This window comes from Duganella sp. Leaf61, assembly GCF_001421905.1.
In the GTDB taxonomy this organism is placed as follows: domain Bacteria; phylum Pseudomonadota; class Gammaproteobacteria; order Burkholderiales; family Burkholderiaceae_D; genus Rugamonas; species Rugamonas zoogloeoides.
This window is the reverse complement of record NZ_LMLM01000033.1, coordinates 262,762-283,199: the sequence shown is the minus strand read 5'-3', so window position 1 is coordinate 283,199 and position 20,438 is coordinate 262,762. Positions and strand designations below refer to the sequence as shown.

Below are 20,438 nucleotides of genomic sequence, written 5' to 3'. Positions count from 1 at the left end.
CTCAAGGAGCATCGAATGGACAAGCAACGCGCGCTGCGCGACACCGTGATTACGCTCGCCGGCGAAGCGCTGGGCGTGGCGCCCGGCGACATCGCCACCGGCGTCAACATCCAGGACCTGGGATTCAACTCGGTTCTGCTGGTCGGCTTCGTGGAAAAGGTGTCGGCCGCGCTGGACGACGATATCCACCCGGGCGTGTTTTTCGAACACGCGACGCTGGATGCCTTTACCGGCTACCTGCTCGAGCACAAGTCCGACAAGGTGGACCAGTACCTGTCGATGATGGCTGCCGACATGGCACGCGCCATTCCGTCACCGGCTGCGGCGCCGATGGACGCGCAAGCGCGGCCGCTCACCAGGGGGACGCATGGCGAACTACCGCAGAACGTCCCGGTGATCATCGGCGGCGGCATCGGCGGCATGTTGATCAGCCGCGCACTGTGCCGCAAGAATATCCGCCATGTGCTGGTCGGCTCGCCGCAACTGGGCGACACGCCCAAGCTGGGCGAATCGATGACGGAGGCGTGCACCATCGAGTTCACCCAGGACTTCGAAGGCTACGAACCCTACCTGTTTGCCAAGAACTACACGCCGTTCTTCATGGGCGACATCGTGGCCGGCTTGCGCTTCGATTTCTTCGGCACCATGGCTTCGCTGTTCCTGGACAAAGCGCCGCGCGCCTTCATCCACGTCGATCGCATCGGTTTCGACCAGGCCTTGTTCGACGAAGTGAGCGCCTGCGAGCAGTGCTACTGGGTCGACGACCTGGTGGTCGATGTCGATTACGACAAGGAAGGTGATCGCCTGTCCCTGCTGCGTCTGAAGAACGGCGCCACCATCAAGCCGTCTTACGCGTGGGACTGCACCAACCATATCCGTCTGCTGGGCCGCAAGCTCGAGATCCCGTACCAGAACTTCGACGCACCGCGCCAGGTCATCTTCACCCACTATATGCAAAAGGATTGCGAGGACCTGTGCCACCGCGAAGACCTGCCATGGATGCACGCCACCACGCTGCTGCGCGCCGAGACGGAGTTCGATAACCTCAATGGCGTGTCCTGGTTTATCCCGCTCGGCAAATATGTCTCGGTGGGGATCAGCATGGCGCCCGAGGATATCGGCGACCGCAATCCCGAGGAGATCATCACCGCGCTGACCAAGGCATACCAGAATCGCGGCATCGACTACAGCCGCGAATTTGCGCGCCGCAAGGAGATTGTCAGCGTGCCGTCGCAGCACTTCATGCATGAACGCTTTTATGGCGCCAATTGGTCGATGGTGGGCGGTTGCGCAGCCAGCACGTGGTTTACGTCCGGGTCGCAGATCAGCATGCTGGCGTGCATGGCGGCGATGGCCGATCGCATCATCGACGAACCGCAAGTCTATGGCGAACATTACAGCCGCCATGTACGCGGCTTTGCCAAGACCCAGCGCATCTACGACACGCTGCTCGGTTCGGGCATCGGACCGCTGGACGCGATGAAGTTCCTGTCGGGGATAGTCGAGCAGGCGCGCGGCCGGATTTCGTCCTACTACATGTTCCGCAAGGGGCTCGACACGCCGGTCGCGCGCATCGCCAAGGAACTTTGGGAAGAACAGGTAGTCGTAGACAAGGACTACTTCGCGTTCCTCAAGCAGATCGCCACCCATGCCCAGCCGGCAAGGCGGCAGGAGCAGGCGGGCGCCATCTTTGCCAGGCTGGCCGAGATGCACGACGCCGCGCGCAAGGTCAGGATTCCGTACCTGCGCGACAGCGCCGTGCGCGAGGAAAAAACGGGACTGTTCCTTTAACCGGGATAAAGCGGATCATGGACCAACACAATTATCTTCAGCCCTGGGCCCAGCGCATGGCGCAGGCGTTTCGCAGCCTGTGGAATGGTACGCTGGCGCCGGACGAGACAACGCGGTTGCTCGACCCGGCGCTGGTGTTCCACTTCCACGACCAGGCGCTGTACGGCCCCGATTCGTATCGCCGTTTCATGGCCACCGCGCGCGCATCCGCCAGCGAGCTCGATCTGGACGAAGAGCTGGTGCTGGCTCGCGACGACCTGCTGATGCTGGTCTATCGCTGGACCGCCGCCCAATGGCATTCCGACATCGTCGGTGGTGGGCGCCATTCCAATTACTGCAAGGTGGTGCTGCGCGTGCGCGATGGCCGCATTGCCGAGATCTGGCAGCAGTCGCCGGATTTTCTTTACCTGCTCGGCAAGCTGCCGTTGCAGGCGCCGATGGCGTATCCACAGGTAGTGTTGTCCAGCGTTCTGGCCTGCGCGGACGGCGCCATCCGCGCCACCGACGATGCCGACACCCATGCCATGAGTGCGCTGTTCAGGCGCATGAACGACTGCTTTCTCAACCGTTCGTCGCTGCGCAATATGCAGGACATCCAGCACCACGACATCAGCTACGATACCGGCGGCACCCGGGGGACGGGCGTGCAGGCGTGGAAAACCTTCGTGTATGCGCTGCACACCTGCCTGGGCGGGCAGCAGGGCACGCGCTTCGACGACTTGTACCTGCGTGACGGCGACCGGCTGCGGGTGTTCCTGCGCGCTACCGTGGCGCATGAGTCGCCATATATCCTGCGCTGCGCCGACGGCCTGCTGGCGGCAATGAAGATGCGCGTGCGCGATGGACGTATCGCCGCCATCGAAACCCAGCTGGTCAACTACATCCAGTTTCTCGATACCGATTTTACCCGCCACCACGAGCGCTTGGCCAAGCTGTTCCACGGCCGCCGCGAAGCGGTAGTGGAGGCACGGGCCGATGCGGCCCTGGTACTGGCTGCTGCTGCGGCGCCGAGAGTAGGCGTGGCGATCATCGGCATGGCCGGCCGTTTTCCGCAATGCGATACTGTCGATGAGCTATGGGAGGCGCTGGTTGACGGGCGTTCGCTGATTTCAGCGCTGCCCGAGGCGCGCCCCTGGCTGGCCCAAGGTACCGACATCGGCCATGCGGGCCTGATCGACCGCATCGATCATTTCGATACGGGCTACTTCCAGGTGCTGCCCGACGAGGCGCGCTTCATCGATCCCCAGCAGCGGCTGCTGTTGCAGGAGATCGTGCACAGCATCGATGATAGCGGCCACCCGGCCGCCAGCTATGCCGGCCCGCGCACGGCGCTGTTCATCGCCAACCTGTCGGCGGACTACCAGAAGCTGCTTCACGACCAGGGCTGGATCGACGATCCGCAGTCCTGGGCTGGCAACGAGCAGGCGATCTTCGCTTCGCGCGTGGCGCGCTGCTTCGATATCCAGGGACCGATCCGGCTGGTCAATGCCGAGTGCACCAGCTCCCTGGTGGCGCTGCACGAAGCGGCGCGGCTGATCGGCGCCGGCGAGATCGACCAGGCCATCGTGGGCGCCACCAATTTGCTGCTGCATCCGTATGGCTTCGCGGCGCGCAGTGGCACCTTGCTTACGCGGCAGCCGCAGGCACGCCTGTTCGGCAGCGACAGCGATGGCCAGTTGCGCGGCGAGGCGATCGTCAGCGTGGTGCTCAAGTCGCTGTCCAAGGCGCAGGCCGATGGCGACCGTATTTACGGCGTCATCGCCGGTTCGGCGGTCAACAGCAGCGGCAAAACGCTGTCGCTGGCGGCAGGGCACGTCGAACGGCAAGCAGCCGTGATCCGCGCTGCCTGGGAAGCGGCCGGCATTGGACCGGAGGAAATATCGCTGATCGAGTGCCACGCATCCGGTGTGCGCGGTGGCGACTTTGCGGAAATCGCCGCGCTCCAGCACGCGTTTGGCGAGGGTGGCGGCGGTAATGGTAATGATGCCGCTGCGCCGGTACGGCTGGGCACCTCCAAGGCTGCCACGGGCCACGCCGAGGCGGCGTCCGGCATGGCGTCGCTGGTCAAGGTGCTGCTGCAGTTGCGGCACAACCGGGTAGTCGGCGTTGCAGGACTGGATCGCATCGACCCTGCGCTGCGGCTCGATCCACTGCGCTTTGCGCTGTCGTCGGAAGCGGCGCCGTGGCCCCGCCAGAACGATGTGCCGCGCGTGGCCGGCATCAACGGCTTTGCCGCCGGCGGCTATAACGCCCACTTGGTGGTGCGGGAATATGTCGAATCCGGTGCCGGTGCTGCGCACCTTTCAGCACCACCATCCGCGCTCGATGGCATCGTGCTGGTCTCGGCGCAGTCGCAGGCCAGCCTGCACGCCCGCCTGCGCGACTTGCTCGGGTACCTGGCCGCTCATCCGCATACCGCGCTGGCCGACCTGGCGTACACCTTGCGCCAGCGTGATGCTTTGCGCTGGCGTGCCGCGTTCGTCCCGGCCGATGTGCCGCACTTGCAGGCCATGCTGGCGGCAGCGCTGCAAGGGCAGGGTGGCGAACGTGCCTTACTGGGTCGGCGCGACCAGCCGTCCGCACCGGTTGCGGCGGAAGGTGATCCGCTGGTTATCGCTGCCGCCTGGGCTGGCGGCCAGTCATTCGCATGGCCGCCGATCACGGGCCACCGGCGCCCGCGCCTGAGTGGTTTGCCAGCCTATCCGTTCGATGCCCAGCCGTGCTGGCTGCCACCACCGCGCGCGGGGGAAGGCGTGACAGGTAACGCTAACGGCAGCAGCACCGTCACTGCCAGTCTCACTGGCGCCAGCATCGCCACCGTCTCTACCACCGCAAACCCCACCAACCCTCCCATCGTTGATCGTGCCACCGTCCCGGAATCTCCAGCGCTACGCAAAGTCGTCACGCTGATCGGCAGGGAAGCCTGGTTGGCGGACCACGTGGTGAACGGCCAGGTCATGCTGCCGGCCGTGGCTTACCTGGAGCTGGTGCGTGACGCCGCTGCGAGCGCGCTGCAATGCCCGGCCACCAGCGTGCAGTTGCACCAGGTGGCCTGGGTGCGGCCGATCGTGTTCGATGGCGCCGGGGAGATAAAACTCCAGATCGCGTTCACGCCCTTAACCAATGCAAGTGCGCTGCTGTTGGGATTTACCGTTACCAGCGCTGGTGACGGGGAGCCGCTGCTGCACTGCCAGGGGCAGGCACGGGCCGGCGCCGCGCCAGCCGCACCACATGTCACCACGCTGGACCAGTTGCGCGCTGCCTGCATCACACCTGGTCCGCAGCCGGAGCAGCTTTACGCGGCTTACCGCGCAGCGGGACTGGCTTATGGTCCTGGCTACCATGCGGTCACGGCCCTGCATACCGATGCTGCGGGACGAGTATTGGCGCGGCTCGAACTGCCCGCCGGTGCCGATGGCAGCACGGGCATGGCGCTGCATCCGTCGATGCTGGACGCCGCCATCCATGCCGCTGCCGCACTCACGCCAGCCGAAGGTCACGGGGCACTGGCGCCATCGCCATCGCTATCGCTGCCGTTCGCCGTCGAACGCGTGGCGATCCACGGCGAGACCACTACCACCATGTGGGCCTTTATCCGAGACACCGGAGGCAGCGCTGCCGGCGCCCGGGTGCGCAAGCTCGATATCGACCTCTATGCCCACGATGGCCGCCTGTGCTTAGCGCTGTCGGGCTTCTCGCTGAGCAGCATGGATAATACTGGCGCTGCCAGGCCGGCCGCCACGCCAATGTTGGCACATCAAGCGTCGCATCAGGCGGTGCACGAACCGGTGCTGCACTTGCTGCGCGCCGAAGTGGCGGCGCTGCTGCAAGTGGCGGTGGACGACATCAGCGCCGACGAAGAGTTGGGCGCTTACGGGTTCGACTCCATCAACCTCACCAAGTTGGGCAACCTGCTCAATGAGCTATACCGGCTGCCTGCGGAGCGGCCGCTGAACCCGACCGTGTTCTTCGAATACCCGAGCCTTGCCGCGTTTTCGCGCTTCCTGGCCAGCCGCTATCCGGAGCAAGTGGCGGCAATGCACGGCGCGACTGCCGGGCGGCAGCAGCAGGCGCCACGCGTGATCGCGGACCTCACCGAAGCGCCAAGCTTGCTCGTGCATGCGATAGAAGCGCCACGTGCGTTCGCTGATGCCGGCGAAGCGCCGCACATCCTCGTTGGCGCCGCCGAACCGTTACGCGTATCCGAGGATGCGGCCGATCCGTCACGCGTGTTCGAAAATGCTGCCGAAGCACCACCACCGAAGCCGGCCCGGTCGGCCGGCAAGGCCATTGCCATCGTCGGCGTCAGCGCCAGCTTCCCGCAGGCCCCGGACCTGGATACATTCTGGCGCAACCTGGAAAGCGCCCGCGACTGCATCGTCGAAGTCCCGCCCGAGCGCTGGGACTGGCGCGCGCTGTTCGGTGACCCGGCCACCGAACCGTTCAAAACCGACGTCAAATGGGGCGGTTTCTTGGATGGTATCGCACAGTTTGATCCGCTGTTCTTCGGCATCTCGCCGCGCGAGGCCGAGTTGATGGACCCGCAGCACCGGCTGCTGCTGCAACATGCCTGGCATGCGATCGAGGAAGCCGGCCATAATCCGCGCAGCCTGGCGGGTAGCCGCACCGGTGTGTTCATGGCCACCGCCAACAGCGGTTACGGCAATCTGCTGGCTCAGGCCGGGCTGGCAGTCGATGGTTCGACCATTACCGGTATGGTGCCGTCGGTGGCGCCCAATCGCATCAGCTACCTGCTCGACCTGCACGGCCCCAGCGAGCCGGTGGAAACCGCGTGTTCGTCGGCACTGGTGGCCATCCACCGCGCCATGGCCGCGATCGACGCCGGCCACTGCGACCAGGCGCTGGTGGGGGCGGTCAATACCATCGTCACGCCGGATGGCCATATCGGCTTCCGCAAGGCCGGCATGTTGTGCGAGGATGGCCGCTGCAAGACTTTCTCGCGCCACGCCAACGGTTATGTGCGTGGCGAGGGCGTGGGCGTGCTGCTGCTCAAACGCCTGGCCGACGCTGAGCGCGATGGCGACCATGTCCACGCGGTCCTGCGCGGCAGCGCCGAAAACCACGGCGGCCGCGCCAACTCGCTGACCGCGCCCAACCCCAACGCCCAGGCGCAGTTGATCGCAACCGCCTTCACCGAAGCCGGCATCGATCCGCGTACAGTGGGTTATATCGAAGCGCATGGCACCGGCACGGCGCTGGGCGATCCGATCGAGATCAATGGCCTCAAGCTGGCGTTTGCCGATCTGTATGCCAGGCATGGCGCGGCGCCGGCGCAGGAGGCGCACTGCGGCGTCGGTTCCGTCAAGAGCAATATCGGCCACCTGGAACTGGCGGCGGGCATGGCCGGCATGGTCAAGGTACTGATGCAGCTGCGCCATCGCGCGCTGGCGCCCACCCTGCATGCGCAGGAACTCAATCCCTACCTGGAGATCGAAGGTAGCCCGTTCTTCGTGGTGCGCGATGGCCAGCCGTGGGCCGCTCCGCGCGATGCCGAGGGGCGCACCTTGCCGCGTCGCGCAGGCGTGAGTTCCTTCGGTTTCGGCGGCGCCAACGCCCACGTGGTACTGGAGGAGTACCAGGCTGCGGCTCAGTCGGCAGGCGACGGCACCGCAGGACCGCAGGCCTTCGTGCTGTCCGCCCGGACCGAATCTCAGCTGTTCGACGCGGCGCGCCGCCTGCGCGCAGCGCTGGACGCTTTCAGTGACGACGACTTGCCGGCCATTGCGAACACGCTGCAACTGGGCCGCGAGGCCATGACGCACCGGGCGGCGCTGGTGGCCGGTTCGCTGGCGCAGCTGCGCACGCAACTGGACGCCGTAGTCGAAGGCCGTGCTGCCACCGTGCCGGACGTTTACCTCGGTGCCGGCAAGGCCGGCCGCGACACCATCGCGCTGTTCCAGTCGGACGACGAATGGCGCCCGGTGCTGGCCGACTGGCTGGCGCGGGGCAAATACCGTCATGTACTGCCACTGTGGGTACATGGGCTGGCGCTGGACTGGACACCGCTGTACGCCAGCACTCGTCCGCGCCGGCTGTCGCTGCCCGGCTACCCGTTTGCACAGGAGCGCCACTGGGTGCCGCCAGGGACCGTCGGTCATCCGCTGCCGGCACCGGCGCACGTTCTGCATCCGCTGTTGCATATGAACGTCTCCGGCTTCGACGGCCAGCGCTTCCGCACCACCTTCACCGGCCAGGAATGGTTCCTGCGCGACCACGTGGTGTTACAGCGCCGCGTGCTGCCAGGCGTGGCTTACCTGGAGATGGTGTGCGCGGCGCTGGCGCAATCCGCCCGCTCAACCCAAGGCATGGTGCTGCGTGACGTGGCCTGGCTGCAACCGGCGGCGCTCGATGTCGGCGATGCGAGCATCACCCTGGAACTGGCGCTGATACGGCGCGACGACGGCGACGTGGCGTTTGCCATCACCAGCGGCGACCAGCCGCCGCGCACGCACTGCCTGGGACTTGTCAACCTGTCCGGCCCCGGGCCACAGCAAAAGCCGTTCACACCGCCGCCGGCTGGCGGCGTCGCTGTCATCGCCGACCGGATCTACGAGCGGTTCGCGGAACTGGGCATTGCCTACGGCCCTGCCCACCGGCCGCTGTGCGAGTTGCACGTGGCGGAAGCTGTGGAAGGCCACGCAGCGCAGATATGGGCCACGCTGGAACTGCCGGCAACCGCCACCGCAGGCATGCACGACTACGTGCTGCACCCGGCAATGCTCGATGGTGCTCTGCAAGCGGGTATCGGCTTCATGCTGGCGCAGTCCGGCGGTCAGGCGCCGCTGCCGTTCCACCTGCGGCGGCTGGAAGTGCTGGCGCCGTGCACCGCCAGCATGCGCGCGCTGGTAACACGCGACGCCGCTCATGCCCAGGATGGCGACACTATCCGCCTCGATATCGACCTGTACGACACCGGGGGCGCGCTATGCGTACGTATTGGCGGCTTCGCCGCGCGCCAGGCAGGTGGTTCGCATACCGAAACCTCCTCCCACCGTACGCTGTCGAGCGAACCGCACGCGCTGGTGCTGGCGCCGGTCTGGGAGCGGCTCGAATATCGGGCCTCGGCCGAGACCAGTCCGCGCGCCGGCGACCGCGTGTGGCTGCTGGACGCTGCCTGTGGCCCCGCTGCCGCCGCCGTTCTGCGAGCGCAGTGGGCACACCCCACCGTCTTTACACCAGGCGGTCCTGACGCATCGTCCTCACCCGTTACATCTGGCAGCCCCGACACTCCGTTCGCACCTGCCGTCCACGGTAGCCTCGCCAAGACGTCTGCGATCTACACACCCGGCAAACCTGGTAACGCCGGCACGCCGTTCACACCTGGCGCATCCGCTAGTTTCGTCACGACATCCACACCCAGGACACCCAGCCCGCAGGGTACATCCGCCGCGACCGTCACACCCGCCGGGCAGGCAAGCGACGCTGACCTACGGACATTGCTGGCGGATGGCGTCGATCACGTTGTCTGGGCTGCCGCCGACCGGCAGGCATTGGCGACCTACGGAGATGCCATGCTTGCCGCCCAGGAGTGCGGTATCTTCGCTGTTTTCCGCGCCGTCAAGGCCTTGGTGGCCCACGGTTATGGCGGCAAGCCGCTGGCCTGGACCTTTATCACGACCGGCACGGCGGCGCCGAACGCCGATGAACGCATCGATCCTACTCATGCCGGAGTACGCGGTCTGGCCGGCGTGCTGGCCAGGGAATATCCGCAGTGGTCGGTGCGGGTGCTGGATCTGGCGCCCGGCTGGTCGGCCGATGTGGCGACACTGTCTGCGGCCCTGGCGCTGCCCGCCATCGACGCGGTGGTGCGCGACGGCGTCTGTTACCAGCAAAAGCTGGCGCCGCTGCATGTGCTGGACCGGGTGGCCGCACCACGCTTGCGCGAATCGTCGTACCGGGCCGGTGGCTTGTACGTGGTGATTGGCGGCGCCGGTGGCATCGGCGCAGTGTGGACCGATTACATGATGCGGACGTACCAGGCGCAGGTGGTGTGGCTCGGACGCCGGCCGCTCGATGAAGCCATCGCGGCGCGGATAGAAGAACTGGCCAGCCACATCGCCGCGCCACCGCCGGTGTATCTAGCCGCCGACGCCACCGATCCCGTATCGCTCGCCGCCGCCCGTGCGCAAGTGCTGGCGCGCTTCGGCCGCATCGATGGCCTGGTGCACGCGGCGGCGGTGTTGTCCGATGCCAGCCTGGCCAACCTGGACGAAGCGGATCTGCGCGCAGTTTATGCCAGCAAGGTCGATACCAGCGTGCGCATGGCGCAGGTGTTTGGCGACGACCGGCTCGATTTTCTGCTGTGCTGCTCGTCGCTGGTGGCGTTCGCGCATCCGCCTGGCCAGGCCAACTATGTGGCTGGCTGCGTGTTCCAGGATGCCTGGGCCCAGGCCATGGCCGCGCACTGGACCTGCCCGGTGAAGGTGATGAACTGGGGGTACTGGGGCGGCGTGGGTCTGGCTGCGGACGATGGTTACCGCGAACGCATGGAGCGCCTTGGCGTTGGTTCGATCAATGCGGCCGAGGGCATGGAGGCGCTGGAAATGCTGCTGGCCGATAGCCAAAACCAGACCGCGCTGGTCAACGTCACCCGGCCGCTGGCCGAGCTGTCGCAGGGGATTTATGCAGGAGTGCTGGCGGGCGGCCACCCGACCGCAGAGTCACCCGTGCAGGCAATGGCGGCGCCACCATCGGCAGCCGCAGCCGCAGCGGCAACGGCAACGGCAACGGCAACGGCAACGGCAACGGCAACGGCGACGGCTCCCGACGAAGCCGGACTGACCGCCATCGTCACCAGCGTGCTGTCGGCCGCGCTCAAGGTGGCTCCCGGCGATATCGACCCCGACGAGCCGTTTTCGGCTTACGGCGTCGATTCCATCACCGGCGTGCAGCTGGCGCAAACATTGAACCAGCGCCTGGGGCTGGAGCTGGACGTGACGCTGTTCTTCGACCACGGCACCGTGCGGCGTCTGGCGCAGCACCTGCTCAACCGTCATGGCGCTGCGCCAGACATCACTCAGCCGCTGGCGCAGAAAACACCGGTGCCATCAACCGCACCAGCGGCAGCTCACCTAACGGCGCCAACGACAACGCCAGTTCCAGGACCGGCAGTATTTTATCCACCGTCGTCAATGGCGCGAACAACGGCACCGACCCTGGTAGCACCAGCACCAGCACCAGCACCAGCACCAGCACCAGCACCAGCACCAGCACCAGCAGCACAGGCGGCAGAAGCAGCACAAGCTGCACGAGCTGCACATGCAGCATCAGCAGCACCAACCACATCACCAACCCTACCTGCGGATAATCCTGCGCCAGCAATCGCCACTATCGCGCCGACGGCAGAACCCATCGCCATCGTCGGCCTGAGCGCAGCCTTCCCGCAAGCCGGCAACCCCGAAGCCCTGTGGCAGGCCCTTGCCAGCGACCGCCACTGCGTGACCGAAGTGCCGAAGCAGCGCTGGGACTGGGAGCAGGTCGGCGATGAATCGCTGACCGACGCCGAACGCGCCTGCTTCCGCTGGGGCGCCTTTCTCGATGGCGTCGAGCAGTTCGACGCCGGCTTTTTCGGCATCGCGCCGGAGGAGGCGGCGTACATGGCGCCGCAACAGCGGCTGCTGCTCACCCACGCCTGGCGCGCCGTCGAGGATGCCGGCATCACTCCCGCCACGCTGGCGCAATCACCCACCGGCGTGTTCATCGCGGCCGTGCCCAGCGACTATTTGAACCGACTAGAACACGCAGACCATGTGCCGTTAGTGGTAACCGGCCTCTCGACGTCGATGATCCCCAACCGCATTTCACAATTCCTCAACCTGCGTGGCCCCAGCGAACATTGCGATACCGCCTGTTCCTCCACCCTGGTGGCGCTGCATCGCGCGGTGCAGGCGATCCGCAGCGGCGAGTGCGCGCAGGCACTGGTGGGAGCGGTCAACCTGCTGCTCACGCCTGCCGGCTACATCGGCTTCCAGTCCATGGGTTACTTGAATGCCGGTCGCCGTATGGCAGCTTTCGAACCTGGCGCGTCCGGGTTCGTACGGGCCGAGAGCGTGGGCGCGCTGCTGCTTAAACCCCTGCGCCAGGCGCAGGCCGACGGCGACCATGTGTATGGCGTGATACGCGGCACCGGCGTGGCCCACGGCGGCGGCGCGCTATCGCTCACCACGCCCAATGGCGGCGGCATGCGCCAGGCGATCCGGCAAGCGTTGACTGGCAGCGGCGTCGATCCAGCCAGCGTGTCGTACATCGAGGCGCACGGCATCGCCTCGCCGCTGGGCGATGCGATCGAGATCGGTGCGCTCGGTGACGAGTACCGTCGTTCGACATCCGATACGCCGTGCCGGATCGGCACCGCGCGGCCGGTCGTGGGCTATGCAGAAGTGGCGTCCGGGCTGGTCTCGCTGGTCAGGGTGCTGATGGCGTTCAGGCACCGCACCTTGCCTGGCATTCCGGGCTTTGCGGGGCCGCACGCCAACCTGGCGACGGCCGCCGGCCGCTTCGCTTTCAGCGCCGAGCCGCAACCTTGGCCGGCGCCGGTGGACCGGCACGGCGTTACTGAACCGCGCCGGGCGGCGATCAACAACTTCGGCTTCAGCGGCGTCAATGCCCACCTGGTATTGGAAGAGTACCTGCCGGCGGCGCGGCCGGAACTGCCGCAACAGCAGGAACTGATCGTGCTCTCCGCCCGCACCGATGCCGCCCTGCGCCAGAGTGCTGCCGACTTGTTGCTGGCTTTGCAGGAAGGCCCAGTGCCGGCACTGGGCGATATCGCTTTCACCCTGCAAACAGGTCGCGCGGCGTTCAATCGCAGGCTGGCGGTGGTGGCCGATAGCCACGAGATACTGCTGCGCGAACTGCAACGCCACCTTGACGGCAACGCTGTCAACACCGGCGCCAACGCCAACGCCAACGCCACCAACAACGCCACCATGACCACCACCGGCCGCGCCGGCGCCAAAGTCGCGGACCGCGTCCAGGCCGATTTGTGGGCGCGTCAGGGTCGGTTGCCGGAACTGGCCCGCCACTGGGTTGACGGCGGCACCGTGGACTGGCGGCTACTGCGCGCGGAAGGTTCGGCGCGCCGGGTGTCGCTGCCCGGTCACCCGCTGTCGCCCCGGCCGTACTGGGTACCCGGTGCCACCGGCCTGTCGGCGCTGCACGGCCGTCGCAAGGCCAAACGCGCAGCCCGCATCAACAAGGGCATCAACAAGAGCGTCAACCAGGGCGCCGACGGCCAGGGTGCCGGTCGTGCTACCGCCCCCAGCACCGCGCCTGCCACGTAACACCTCGAATCCCAACCACTGAAAGGACTGATATGGCGAACAATATGCAAGCACAGGCCAGGCAGGTAATCCAGCAGGCCATCCTGCGCCATGGCGGCATGGCGCGGTACGAGCAGGTCGATCGGATTGTCTGCGACGTGACGACCATGGGCGGGCTGGCCATGCGCCGGCGCGGGCTGCACGCCGATTTCCCGCTGCCCAACCGGGTCACGCTGATGCCCCGTCGGAGCCAGGCCGTGCTGCATGATTATCCGGCGCCGGGACGCTCCTGCCTGTACGACAACGGCCGCGTGGCCATGGTGGGGGGAGGGCGCGAAGCGGTCTTCGACAGCGACAACCACCGCCAGCAGATGCTCAGCGTCTCGCGCCTGCGGCGTCCATGGGCCGTGCTCGATGCCGTCTATTTTTTCGGCTATGCGATGACGCATTACGCCTCGCTGCCGTTTTCGCTGCTGGGGTTGAAAGTGGTGGGGCTGGCACGGCGCAGCAGCGGCGACTGGCGCACCCGCATCGATGTCGAGTATCCCGATGGCGCCCACACCCACAGCAAGCAGGAGACCTTCTATTTCGATGACACCGGCCTGCTGGTGCGTCACGACTATCGCCCGGAAGTGAGCTCGCCGGTCGCGCGCGCCGCCAATTTCCTGCACGAGTACAAGAACTGCGAAGGGCTGCTGATCACCGAACGGCGCAAGGTCCACTTCCGGCTCGGGCGCCTGGTCACGCCGCTGATCGTGATGGACGCCAGTATCAAGGTGCGGGAAGTGATGTACAGCTCCCCTGAAATGGCGGTCATCTCGGCATAAAGCACTCTTATTGAAGATGAAGGAGGAATCACCGTGGGAACACAAGTTATCGTCGATATCATCGCCGGCCACGCGCGCGAGGTGCTGCCCGACCTGGGTACGCGGCCGCTGGGAGCCATCGATTCGTTGCGCGAACTGGGCGCCAATTCCATCGACCGCGCCGAAATCCTGATGCTCACCACGGCCACGCTGGGTTTGCGCATTCCGCTGGTCGAACTGGCGCAGCCGCGCAACCTCGGTGAACTGGCCGCGCTGCTCGCGGAGCGAGGTGCACGTGTCGCCTGACGCCGTGGTCACCGGCCTGGGCGTGGTGTCGGCAATCGGCCAGGGCAAGCAGGCGTTTCTCGACGCATTGCTGGACGGACGCCAGGCGTTCGACGTGCTGCGGCGCACGGGGCGACAGGTGCCCGCGGGCGACGGTGAAACCGTTGCGCCGCCCTTTATCGGCGCCGAAATCGCCGACCTGCACCTCTCCGCAACCATGCCGCGCAAGGGCTTGCGCACCGCGTCCCTGGCAGGGCGCGCGGCACTGGCGGCGCTGCACGAAGCCTGGCACGAGGCCCGTCTCGACCAGGTGCGGCCCGGACGCATCGGCCTGATTATCGGCGGCAGCAATGTCCAGCAGCGCGAACTGGTGCTGGCGCAGGCCGCGCTGGCGGGCGAGCCGTGGTTCATTGCGCCGGCCTACGGCCACACTTTTCTCGACAGCGATGTATGCGGCCTGTGTACCGAGGCGTTCAATATCCGGGGCTTTGCCTACACCCTGGGCGCGGCGTCGGCCAGCGGCCAGGTGGCAGTGTTGCAGGCGGTGGAGGCGGTACGCGCGGGCCAGGCCGACGCCTGCATCGCATTGGGCGCCCTGACCGACCTGTCGTACTGGGAGTTGCAAGCCTTGAGTTCCATGGGGGCGATGGGTTCCGCGCGCTTCGCCGGCGAACCGGCGGTGGCGTGCCGGCCATTCGACCGCGACCGCGACGGTTTCATTTTTGGCGAGGCGTGCGGCGCGGTGGTGGTCGAGCGGGTGGAGCGCGGCGCGGCATTCGAGCGCGCCGGCGTGCAGCCGTATGCACGCTGCCTGGGTGGGGCGGTCAATGTGGATGGCAACCGCCATCCCAATCCGTCGCTGGCCGGCGAGTGCCTGGCCATCCGCCGCGCGCTGCGCCGTGCGGCGCTGACGGCGGCGCAGATCGATTACGTCAATCCCCATGCCAGCGGCTCCCGTATCGGCGACGAGACCGAACTGCTGGCGCTGCGCGAGAGCGGCCTGGCGCACGCCCGGCTCAATACCACCAAGTCGCTCACCGGCCACGGCCTGGCTGCTGCCGGCGCGGTGGAGGTGGTGGCCACGCTGCTGCAGATGCGCGCCGGGCGGCTGCACCCGTGCCGCAACCTGGACCGGCCGCTGGAAACCGGCTGGAATTTCGTCGGCGCAGCCGCGCAAGCCTGCGACGTCGAACACGCGCTCACGGTCAGCATCGGCTTTGGCGGGGTCAACTCGGCGCTGTGCTGGCAGCGCTTGTGAGGCCGTCCATGCCCATAAAGTCCCACGGCCTGCTCGAGCACTACCTGCCGCGCTATACCTTTGCCCACCGCTACAAGACGGTGGTGCATTGCGGTGACATAGGCCGCGTGTACGATATCGCCCGCGACGTCGATTTATCGCGCTCGCGCGTGATCGTGCTGCTGTTCCGGCTGCGGGGCCTGCCATGCGGCCGCTGGCGCGCGCGGGCGTTTTGCGCTGCCATGCACTGGACCGAGCTGGCGCAGCGGCGGCCTGCGGAATTCCTGGTCGCCTACTGGCGCGGCGGCGATGGTAACCGCATTCGCCGCATCGAGGACGCCGCGCAGTTTTGCGGCCCGCTGCCGGGCGCCACCCAAAAAGTGGGCTTCACGTTCCGCTTCCGCCAGCTCGATGCGAAGCGCGTGGAAATCGATACCGAAACCCGGGTGCTGTGCATCGGTGCGCGCAGCCGGCTCGCTTTTCTCGGGTACTGGCTGATGATCAAGCCGTTCAGTGGCCTGGTGCGCAAGGAAATCCTGCGCCTGATCCGCCGCGAGGCCGAGTCATGAAGGGCACAGTCAACCAGCCCAATGCCATGGTGGTCAAGCTGCCCTTGATCGTGCTGGCGCCGCTGCGACTGTATTTTCAGCTGGCCGGCCGCATCGCGCCGCAAGCGGCAGCGGGGGCGTTCCGCTGGCTGCTGTCGCACATGCCGCGCCGGCTTTTGTCGGCGCGCGAGCAGGCGTTTCTGGATGGCGCACAGCGCCTCGACTTCGATTGCGGCGACGCGGTGCTGGCCGGCTACAGCATCGGCGCCGGTCCCGCCGTGCTGCTGGTGCACGGCTTGCAGGGCAGCGCCGCCAATTTCCGCGCGCTGGCGCCGGCGCTGGCGCATTCAGGGTATCGCGCCGTCATATTCGACGCCGTCAACCACGGCAATTCGCCGCCGGGCACGGCATTTTCCGGGCGCTCGGTGCAGCACCTGCGGTGCGTGATCGAAAAACTGGGACCGCTGCACGCCATCGTCTGTCATTCGGCCGGCGCCTATCTGACCATGCTGGCGCTGTGCGAACCGACCGCCAGCGTGGAAAAATGCGTGTACCTGGCGCCGTACCCCGATATCGCCACCACGCTGCGCACGTTTGCCGACTACCTGTGGGTACCGCGCGCTGTGGAGCCGTGCCTGCGGCGCTGGTTCGAGGACATCGGCGGCATGCAGTTCGAGCAGCAGTCGATGCGCCACTGCCTGCCGCGCCATGGCACTACCCGCAACCCGGCATGCCTGTTCGTGCACGACACCGACGACCGCCACATCCCGCTCGACTGTACCCACGCCACGCTGCGGCACCTGCCGCTCGCGCGTCTGCACGTGACCAGCGGTCTCGGACACTTCCACATCCTCAAGGAACCGGGCGTGATCGCCCACATCGTCGATTTTCTCCAACGCCCATGACCAGTATCCACGCAACCAAGCCATCCCGTCCCGAGCTGGTGTTCCTGTTCCCTGGACAGGGTTCGCAGCACTACCAGATGGGACGCGCGCTGTTCGACGCCGATCCCGCTTTCCGCGATCTGATGACCGGCCTCGATGCCCAATTCACCGAACGCGAGGGCGTGTCGCTGCTCGCCCGCCTGTATGGTTCGCTCTCGGCCGTCACGCCGCTCGACGACATCCACCTGAGCCACCCGCTGGTGGTGATGATTGAGTACTGCCTGGCCACCGTGCTGCGCCAGCGCGGGCTGCGTCCCACGCGGGTGATCGCGTCCAGCGCCGGCGAATTCGCCGCACTGGCGTTCACCGGCCGCATCACCATCGAGACCGCGCTGGACATGATGGCGCGGCAGGCGCAGTGGGCAACGCATTACGTGGAGCCGGGCTTCATGCTGGCGGCGATGGCGCCGCGCGCCTGGTGCGCGGCCGATCCCGATGTGTGCCGGCTGGCGTGGGTGGCGGGCGTGGGCATGCCATCGGCCACCGTGCTCACGGGCCGGCGCCAGAACCTGGCGCCGCTCGAGGCGGCGCTGCGCGCGCGCGGTGTGGCGTTCGGACGGCTGCCGGTGCGGGTGCCGTTTCACAGCGCGCTGATGGACCCGATGCGCGCGCACTGGGTGCGGCGCTACGCCAACCATCCGCACGCGGATGCGCTGTGGGACGTGATTCGCGAGCCGTTCGATTTTCCGGCGTCGCTGGCCATGCTGGACCGGCAGGCGCCATGCACGCTGGTGGACGTGGGGCCGTCGGCCACGCTGGCCAACTGGATCCGCCACGGCGCCGTGCCGCATGCCGACCAGTGGCGCATCCACGGCATCCTCTCGCCCTGGGGCGGCGACTTGCCACGGCTGCAGCAGGTGCTCGACCTTGCCGATGTTCACACCACCGCATGATGACGCGCGGCGCCCGCCTGTTCCTGTTCGGCGTGATGGCGTTCGGCCAGTTCATGGCGCTGGTCGATATCCAGATCGTGGCCGCCTCGCTCAACGCCATCCAGGCCGGCCTGTCGGCCGCACCGGACGAGATCAGCTGGGTGCAAACCGCGTACCTGATGGCCGAACTGGTGATGATCCCGCTGGCCGGCTTCCTGGCCAAGGCCCTGTCCACGCGCTGGCTGTTCACCTTGTCCGCAGGGCTGTTTACGCTGGCGAGCGCGCTGTGCGGGCTGGCGTGGGATATCGATTCGATGATCGCATTCCGCGTGTTCCAGGGTTTTGTGGGCGGCGCCATGGTGCCCACCGTGTGGGCCACGGGCTTCATCCTGTTTACGGGACGCGACCGCGCACTGGCCTCGTCCATCCTTGGCGTGGTGACTATGCTGGCGCCGGTGTCCGGGCCCACCATCGGCGGCTGGATCACGGAGCTGATCGACTGGCGCTGGATCTTCTACATCAATGTCGTGCCGGGCGTCATGGTGACGGTGCTGGCGGCGGCGCTGATCCGCTTCGACGAAGCGCGGCCGGCGCTGTTGCGTACCCTGGACTGGTCGCACCTGCTGGCGATGGCGCTGTTCCTCAGTTGCCTCGACTACGTACTGGAGGAGGGGCCGCGCCACGACTGGTTCAGCCACACCGGCATCGCCGTGGCAGCGTGGGTGGCGCTGGTGGCGTTCGTGCTGTTTGTCGAACGTTCGCTGCGCTCGGCCACGCCGGTGGTGCGGCTCACGCCATTCAAACGGCCGACGTTCGTGCTGGCCAGTATGCTGGCGCTGGCCACCAGCGCGGCCATTTTTGCGGCCACGTACCTGGTGCCGGTGTTCCTGGGCCGGGTGCGCGGCTACAACAGCCTCGATATCGGCACCACCGTGTGCGTGACGGGGCTGGGCATGCTGATCAGCGCGCCGCTGACCATGCGCCTGCTCAGGCACTTCGATCCGCGCCTGGTGATTGCGCTCGGGGTGCTGATTTTTACCGCCAGCCTGTGGATGTTCTCGTTCGTCGGCCCGGAGTGGGGTTTCAAGGAACTGTTCTGGCCCCACGTTCTGCGCGGCGTGGCCGGCATGCTCTGCGTGGTGCCGGCCGCAAACCTGGCTCTGGCCGATCTCGAAGACGAGGCGCTGCACGAAGCGTCCGGCTTGTTCAACCTGCTGCGCAACCTCGGTGGGGCTTTGGGCATCGCGCTGGTCAATACCTGGCTGCAGGACCACAGCCGGCTGCACCTGCTGCGCCTCGGCGAGGCGCTCGGTACGCGCGGCGGCGGCGCCCGGCAACTGCTCGAGGGGCTGCTGCACGACCTGTCCACCCGTACTACCGACGCCGCCAACGCCTTTCTGGCCGCGCAGGCGCTGGTCGAACGCCACGTGCAGCGGCAGGCGCTGGTGCTGGCGTTCGACGACGTCTTCCGCCTGATGGCCTGGCTGCTGCTGGCCACATTGGTGCTGGTGCCCTGGTGCCGGCCGGCGCCGCCATCTTCCAAACCACATGCGATAGAACCATGACGCAAACCGAAACAAAAAATCGGCGGCGTGCTTTGCTGCCGCTGCTGACAGCACTGGCGGTCGGCGGCGCCGGCGCCCTGTGGCTGGCCGCCCCCGGCAGCCAGGTCTCGACCGACGACGCGTACCTGCGCGCCGACGACACCAGCATCGCCCCGCAGGTGAAGGGAAGGGTGCTGGAAGTGCTGGTGCGCGACCACCAGCGCGTGGTGACCGGTACGCCGCTGGTACGGCTCGACCCCGACGACCTGGCCGCGCGTACCCGCGCCGCTGCTGCCGATCTGCAGGGCGCGCGCGCTAACGTGCAGGCCGCGCAGGCGGCGCTGACCAGCCTCGATGCCGAGGAACAGCTGGCGGCGGCCCAGATCACCACTGTGCAGGCGGGGATCGTCGCGGCACGGGCGCGGGTGGCGCGTACTGCCGCCGAGCAGTCCCGCCACGAACGGCTGGCGCAAGCGGGCGCCGTGGCCCAGCGCGAACTGGAGCTGTCGCGCACCGTGGCGCTGGACGCCACGGCGGACGCCGACCGCAGCACCGCGCAACTGGCAGTGGCGCAGCGTCAGCTGGTGCTGACGCGCAGCCGGCGCGCCAGCCTGCGCGCCGCGCTGGCCCAGGCCGAAGCGGGCGTGGCACGAGCCGATGCCGCGTTCGCACTGGCGCGCCAGGAGCAGGGTTACGCGGTGATACGGGCGCCGGTCGATGGCGCGGTGGGTGCCTTGCAAGTGCATCGCGGCGACATCGTGCAACCGGGCTCGGCGCTTATGACGCTGGTGCCGCTCGAGCGCATGTACGTGGTGGCGTATTTCAAGGAGACGCAAAGCGAGCGCATCGTCGCCGGTCAGCCGGTGCGGCTCGACATCGATGCGCTGCCCGACCAACCCTTGCGCGGTACGGTGGAGAGTTTCGCGCCCGGCACCGGCGCACAGTTTTCGCTGCTGCCGTTCGAGCCGGGAAGCGGCAACTTCACCAAGATCGTGCAGCGGGTGCCGGTACGGATCGCGCTCGATGGCGGCCAGGAAAAGTGGTTGTCGAAACTACGGCCGGGCTTGTCTGTGACGGCCCGGGTCGCCGTCAAATAATCAACGAGGCCAATACCCGCAAGGCGCGCTTG

The 20,438-nt window shown here is 67.1% G+C and carries 10 protein-coding genes; all 10 read left to right on the top strand.

From position 1 onward, the window contains the following. The first annotated feature begins 15 nt into the window (after positions 1 to 15). From ASF04_RS26350 to ASF04_RS26305, 10 genes are read left to right on the top strand one after another with little or no spacing between them, the layout of a single operon-like run. The gene (locus ASF04_RS26350) at positions 16 to 1,791 is read left to right on the top strand and encodes an acyl carrier protein (protein ID WP_056148582.1); all 1,776 of its coding nucleotides are present in this window, start codon (positions 16 to 18) and stop codon (positions 1,789 to 1,791) included. 17 nt (positions 1,792 to 1,808) lie between these two features. Further along, entirely contained in the window at positions 1,809 to 13,094 is an 11,286-nt protein-coding gene (locus ASF04_RS26345; RefSeq protein WP_082489033.1) for an SDR family oxidoreductase, read from the top strand. A gap of 32 nt (positions 13,095 to 13,126) precedes the next feature. Then, positions 13,127 to 13,900: a hypothetical protein gene (locus ASF04_RS26340; protein ID WP_056148576.1), complete on the top strand. Its 774-nt coding sequence runs from the start codon at positions 13,127 to 13,129 to the stop codon at positions 13,898 to 13,900. A 33-nt stretch (positions 13,901 to 13,933) separates the two neighbouring features. After that, on the top strand, positions 13,934 to 14,185 hold the full coding sequence (locus ASF04_RS26335; protein ID WP_056148574.1) for an acyl carrier protein: 252 nt from the start codon (positions 13,934 to 13,936) through the stop codon (positions 14,183 to 14,185). Further along, the gene (locus tag ASF04_RS26330; protein ID WP_056148571.1) at positions 14,169 to 15,422 is read left to right on the top strand and encodes a beta-ketoacyl synthase N-terminal-like domain-containing protein; all 1,254 of its coding nucleotides are present in this window, start codon (positions 14,169 to 14,171) and stop codon (positions 15,420 to 15,422) included. Before ASF04_RS26335 ends, ASF04_RS26330 begins: the two co-directional genes overlap by 17 nt. Positions 15,423 to 15,430: 8 nt before the next feature. Then, complete coding sequence (locus tag ASF04_RS26325) at positions 15,431 to 15,970, top strand: hypothetical protein (protein WP_056148568.1); 540 nt, start codon at positions 15,431 to 15,433, stop codon at positions 15,968 to 15,970. After that, positions 15,967 to 16,854 (top strand): alpha/beta fold hydrolase, encoded by an 888-nt coding sequence (locus ASF04_RS26320; RefSeq protein WP_056148565.1) that lies wholly within the window; start codon positions 15,967 to 15,969, stop codon positions 16,852 to 16,854. The genes ASF04_RS26325 and ASF04_RS26320 overlap by 4 nt, the downstream gene beginning before the upstream one ends. After that, on the top strand, positions 16,851 to 17,786 hold the full coding sequence (locus tag ASF04_RS26315; protein ID WP_056148562.1) for an acyltransferase domain-containing protein: 936 nt from the start codon (positions 16,851 to 16,853) through the stop codon (positions 17,784 to 17,786). The genes ASF04_RS26320 and ASF04_RS26315 overlap by 4 nt, the downstream gene beginning before the upstream one ends. Next, a complete protein-coding gene (locus tag ASF04_RS26310) occupies positions 17,783 to 19,330 on the top strand; it encodes a DHA2 family efflux MFS transporter permease subunit (protein ID WP_229205213.1) in 1,548 nt (515 codons plus the stop codon). Before ASF04_RS26315 ends, ASF04_RS26310 begins: the two co-directional genes overlap by 4 nt. Then, positions 19,327 to 20,406 carry an HlyD family secretion protein gene (locus ASF04_RS26305; RefSeq protein WP_056148559.1) on the top strand — a complete coding sequence of 360 codons (1,080 nt, stop codon included), beginning with the start codon at positions 19,327 to 19,329 and terminating at the stop codon, positions 20,404 to 20,406. Before ASF04_RS26310 ends, ASF04_RS26305 begins: the two co-directional genes overlap by 4 nt. Positions 20,407 to 20,438 lie beyond the last annotated feature (32 nt).

Coding starts and splice junctions, on each gene's coding strand:
- ASF04_RS26350 (WP_056148582.1), top strand. CDS start 16: ATGGACAAGCAACGCGCGCTGCGCGACACCGTGATTACGCTCGCCGGC.
- ASF04_RS26345 (WP_082489033.1), top strand. CDS start 1,809: ATGGACCAACACAATTATCTTCAGCCCTGGGCCCAGCGCATGGCGCAG.
- ASF04_RS26340 (WP_056148576.1), top strand. CDS start 13,127: ATGGCGAACAATATGCAAGCACAGGCCAGGCAGGTAATCCAGCAGGCC.
- ASF04_RS26325 (WP_056148568.1), top strand. CDS start 15,431: ATGCCCATAAAGTCCCACGGCCTGCTCGAGCACTACCTGCCGCGCTAT.
- ASF04_RS26320 (WP_056148565.1), top strand. CDS start 15,967: ATGAAGGGCACAGTCAACCAGCCCAATGCCATGGTGGTCAAGCTGCCC.
- ASF04_RS26315 (WP_056148562.1), top strand. CDS start 16,851: ATGACCAGTATCCACGCAACCAAGCCATCCCGTCCCGAGCTGGTGTTC.
- ASF04_RS26310 (WP_229205213.1), top strand. CDS start 17,783: ATGATGACGCGCGGCGCCCGCCTGTTCCTGTTCGGCGTGATGGCGTTC.
- ASF04_RS26305 (WP_056148559.1), top strand. CDS start 19,327: ATGACGCAAACCGAAACAAAAAATCGGCGGCGTGCTTTGCTGCCGCTG.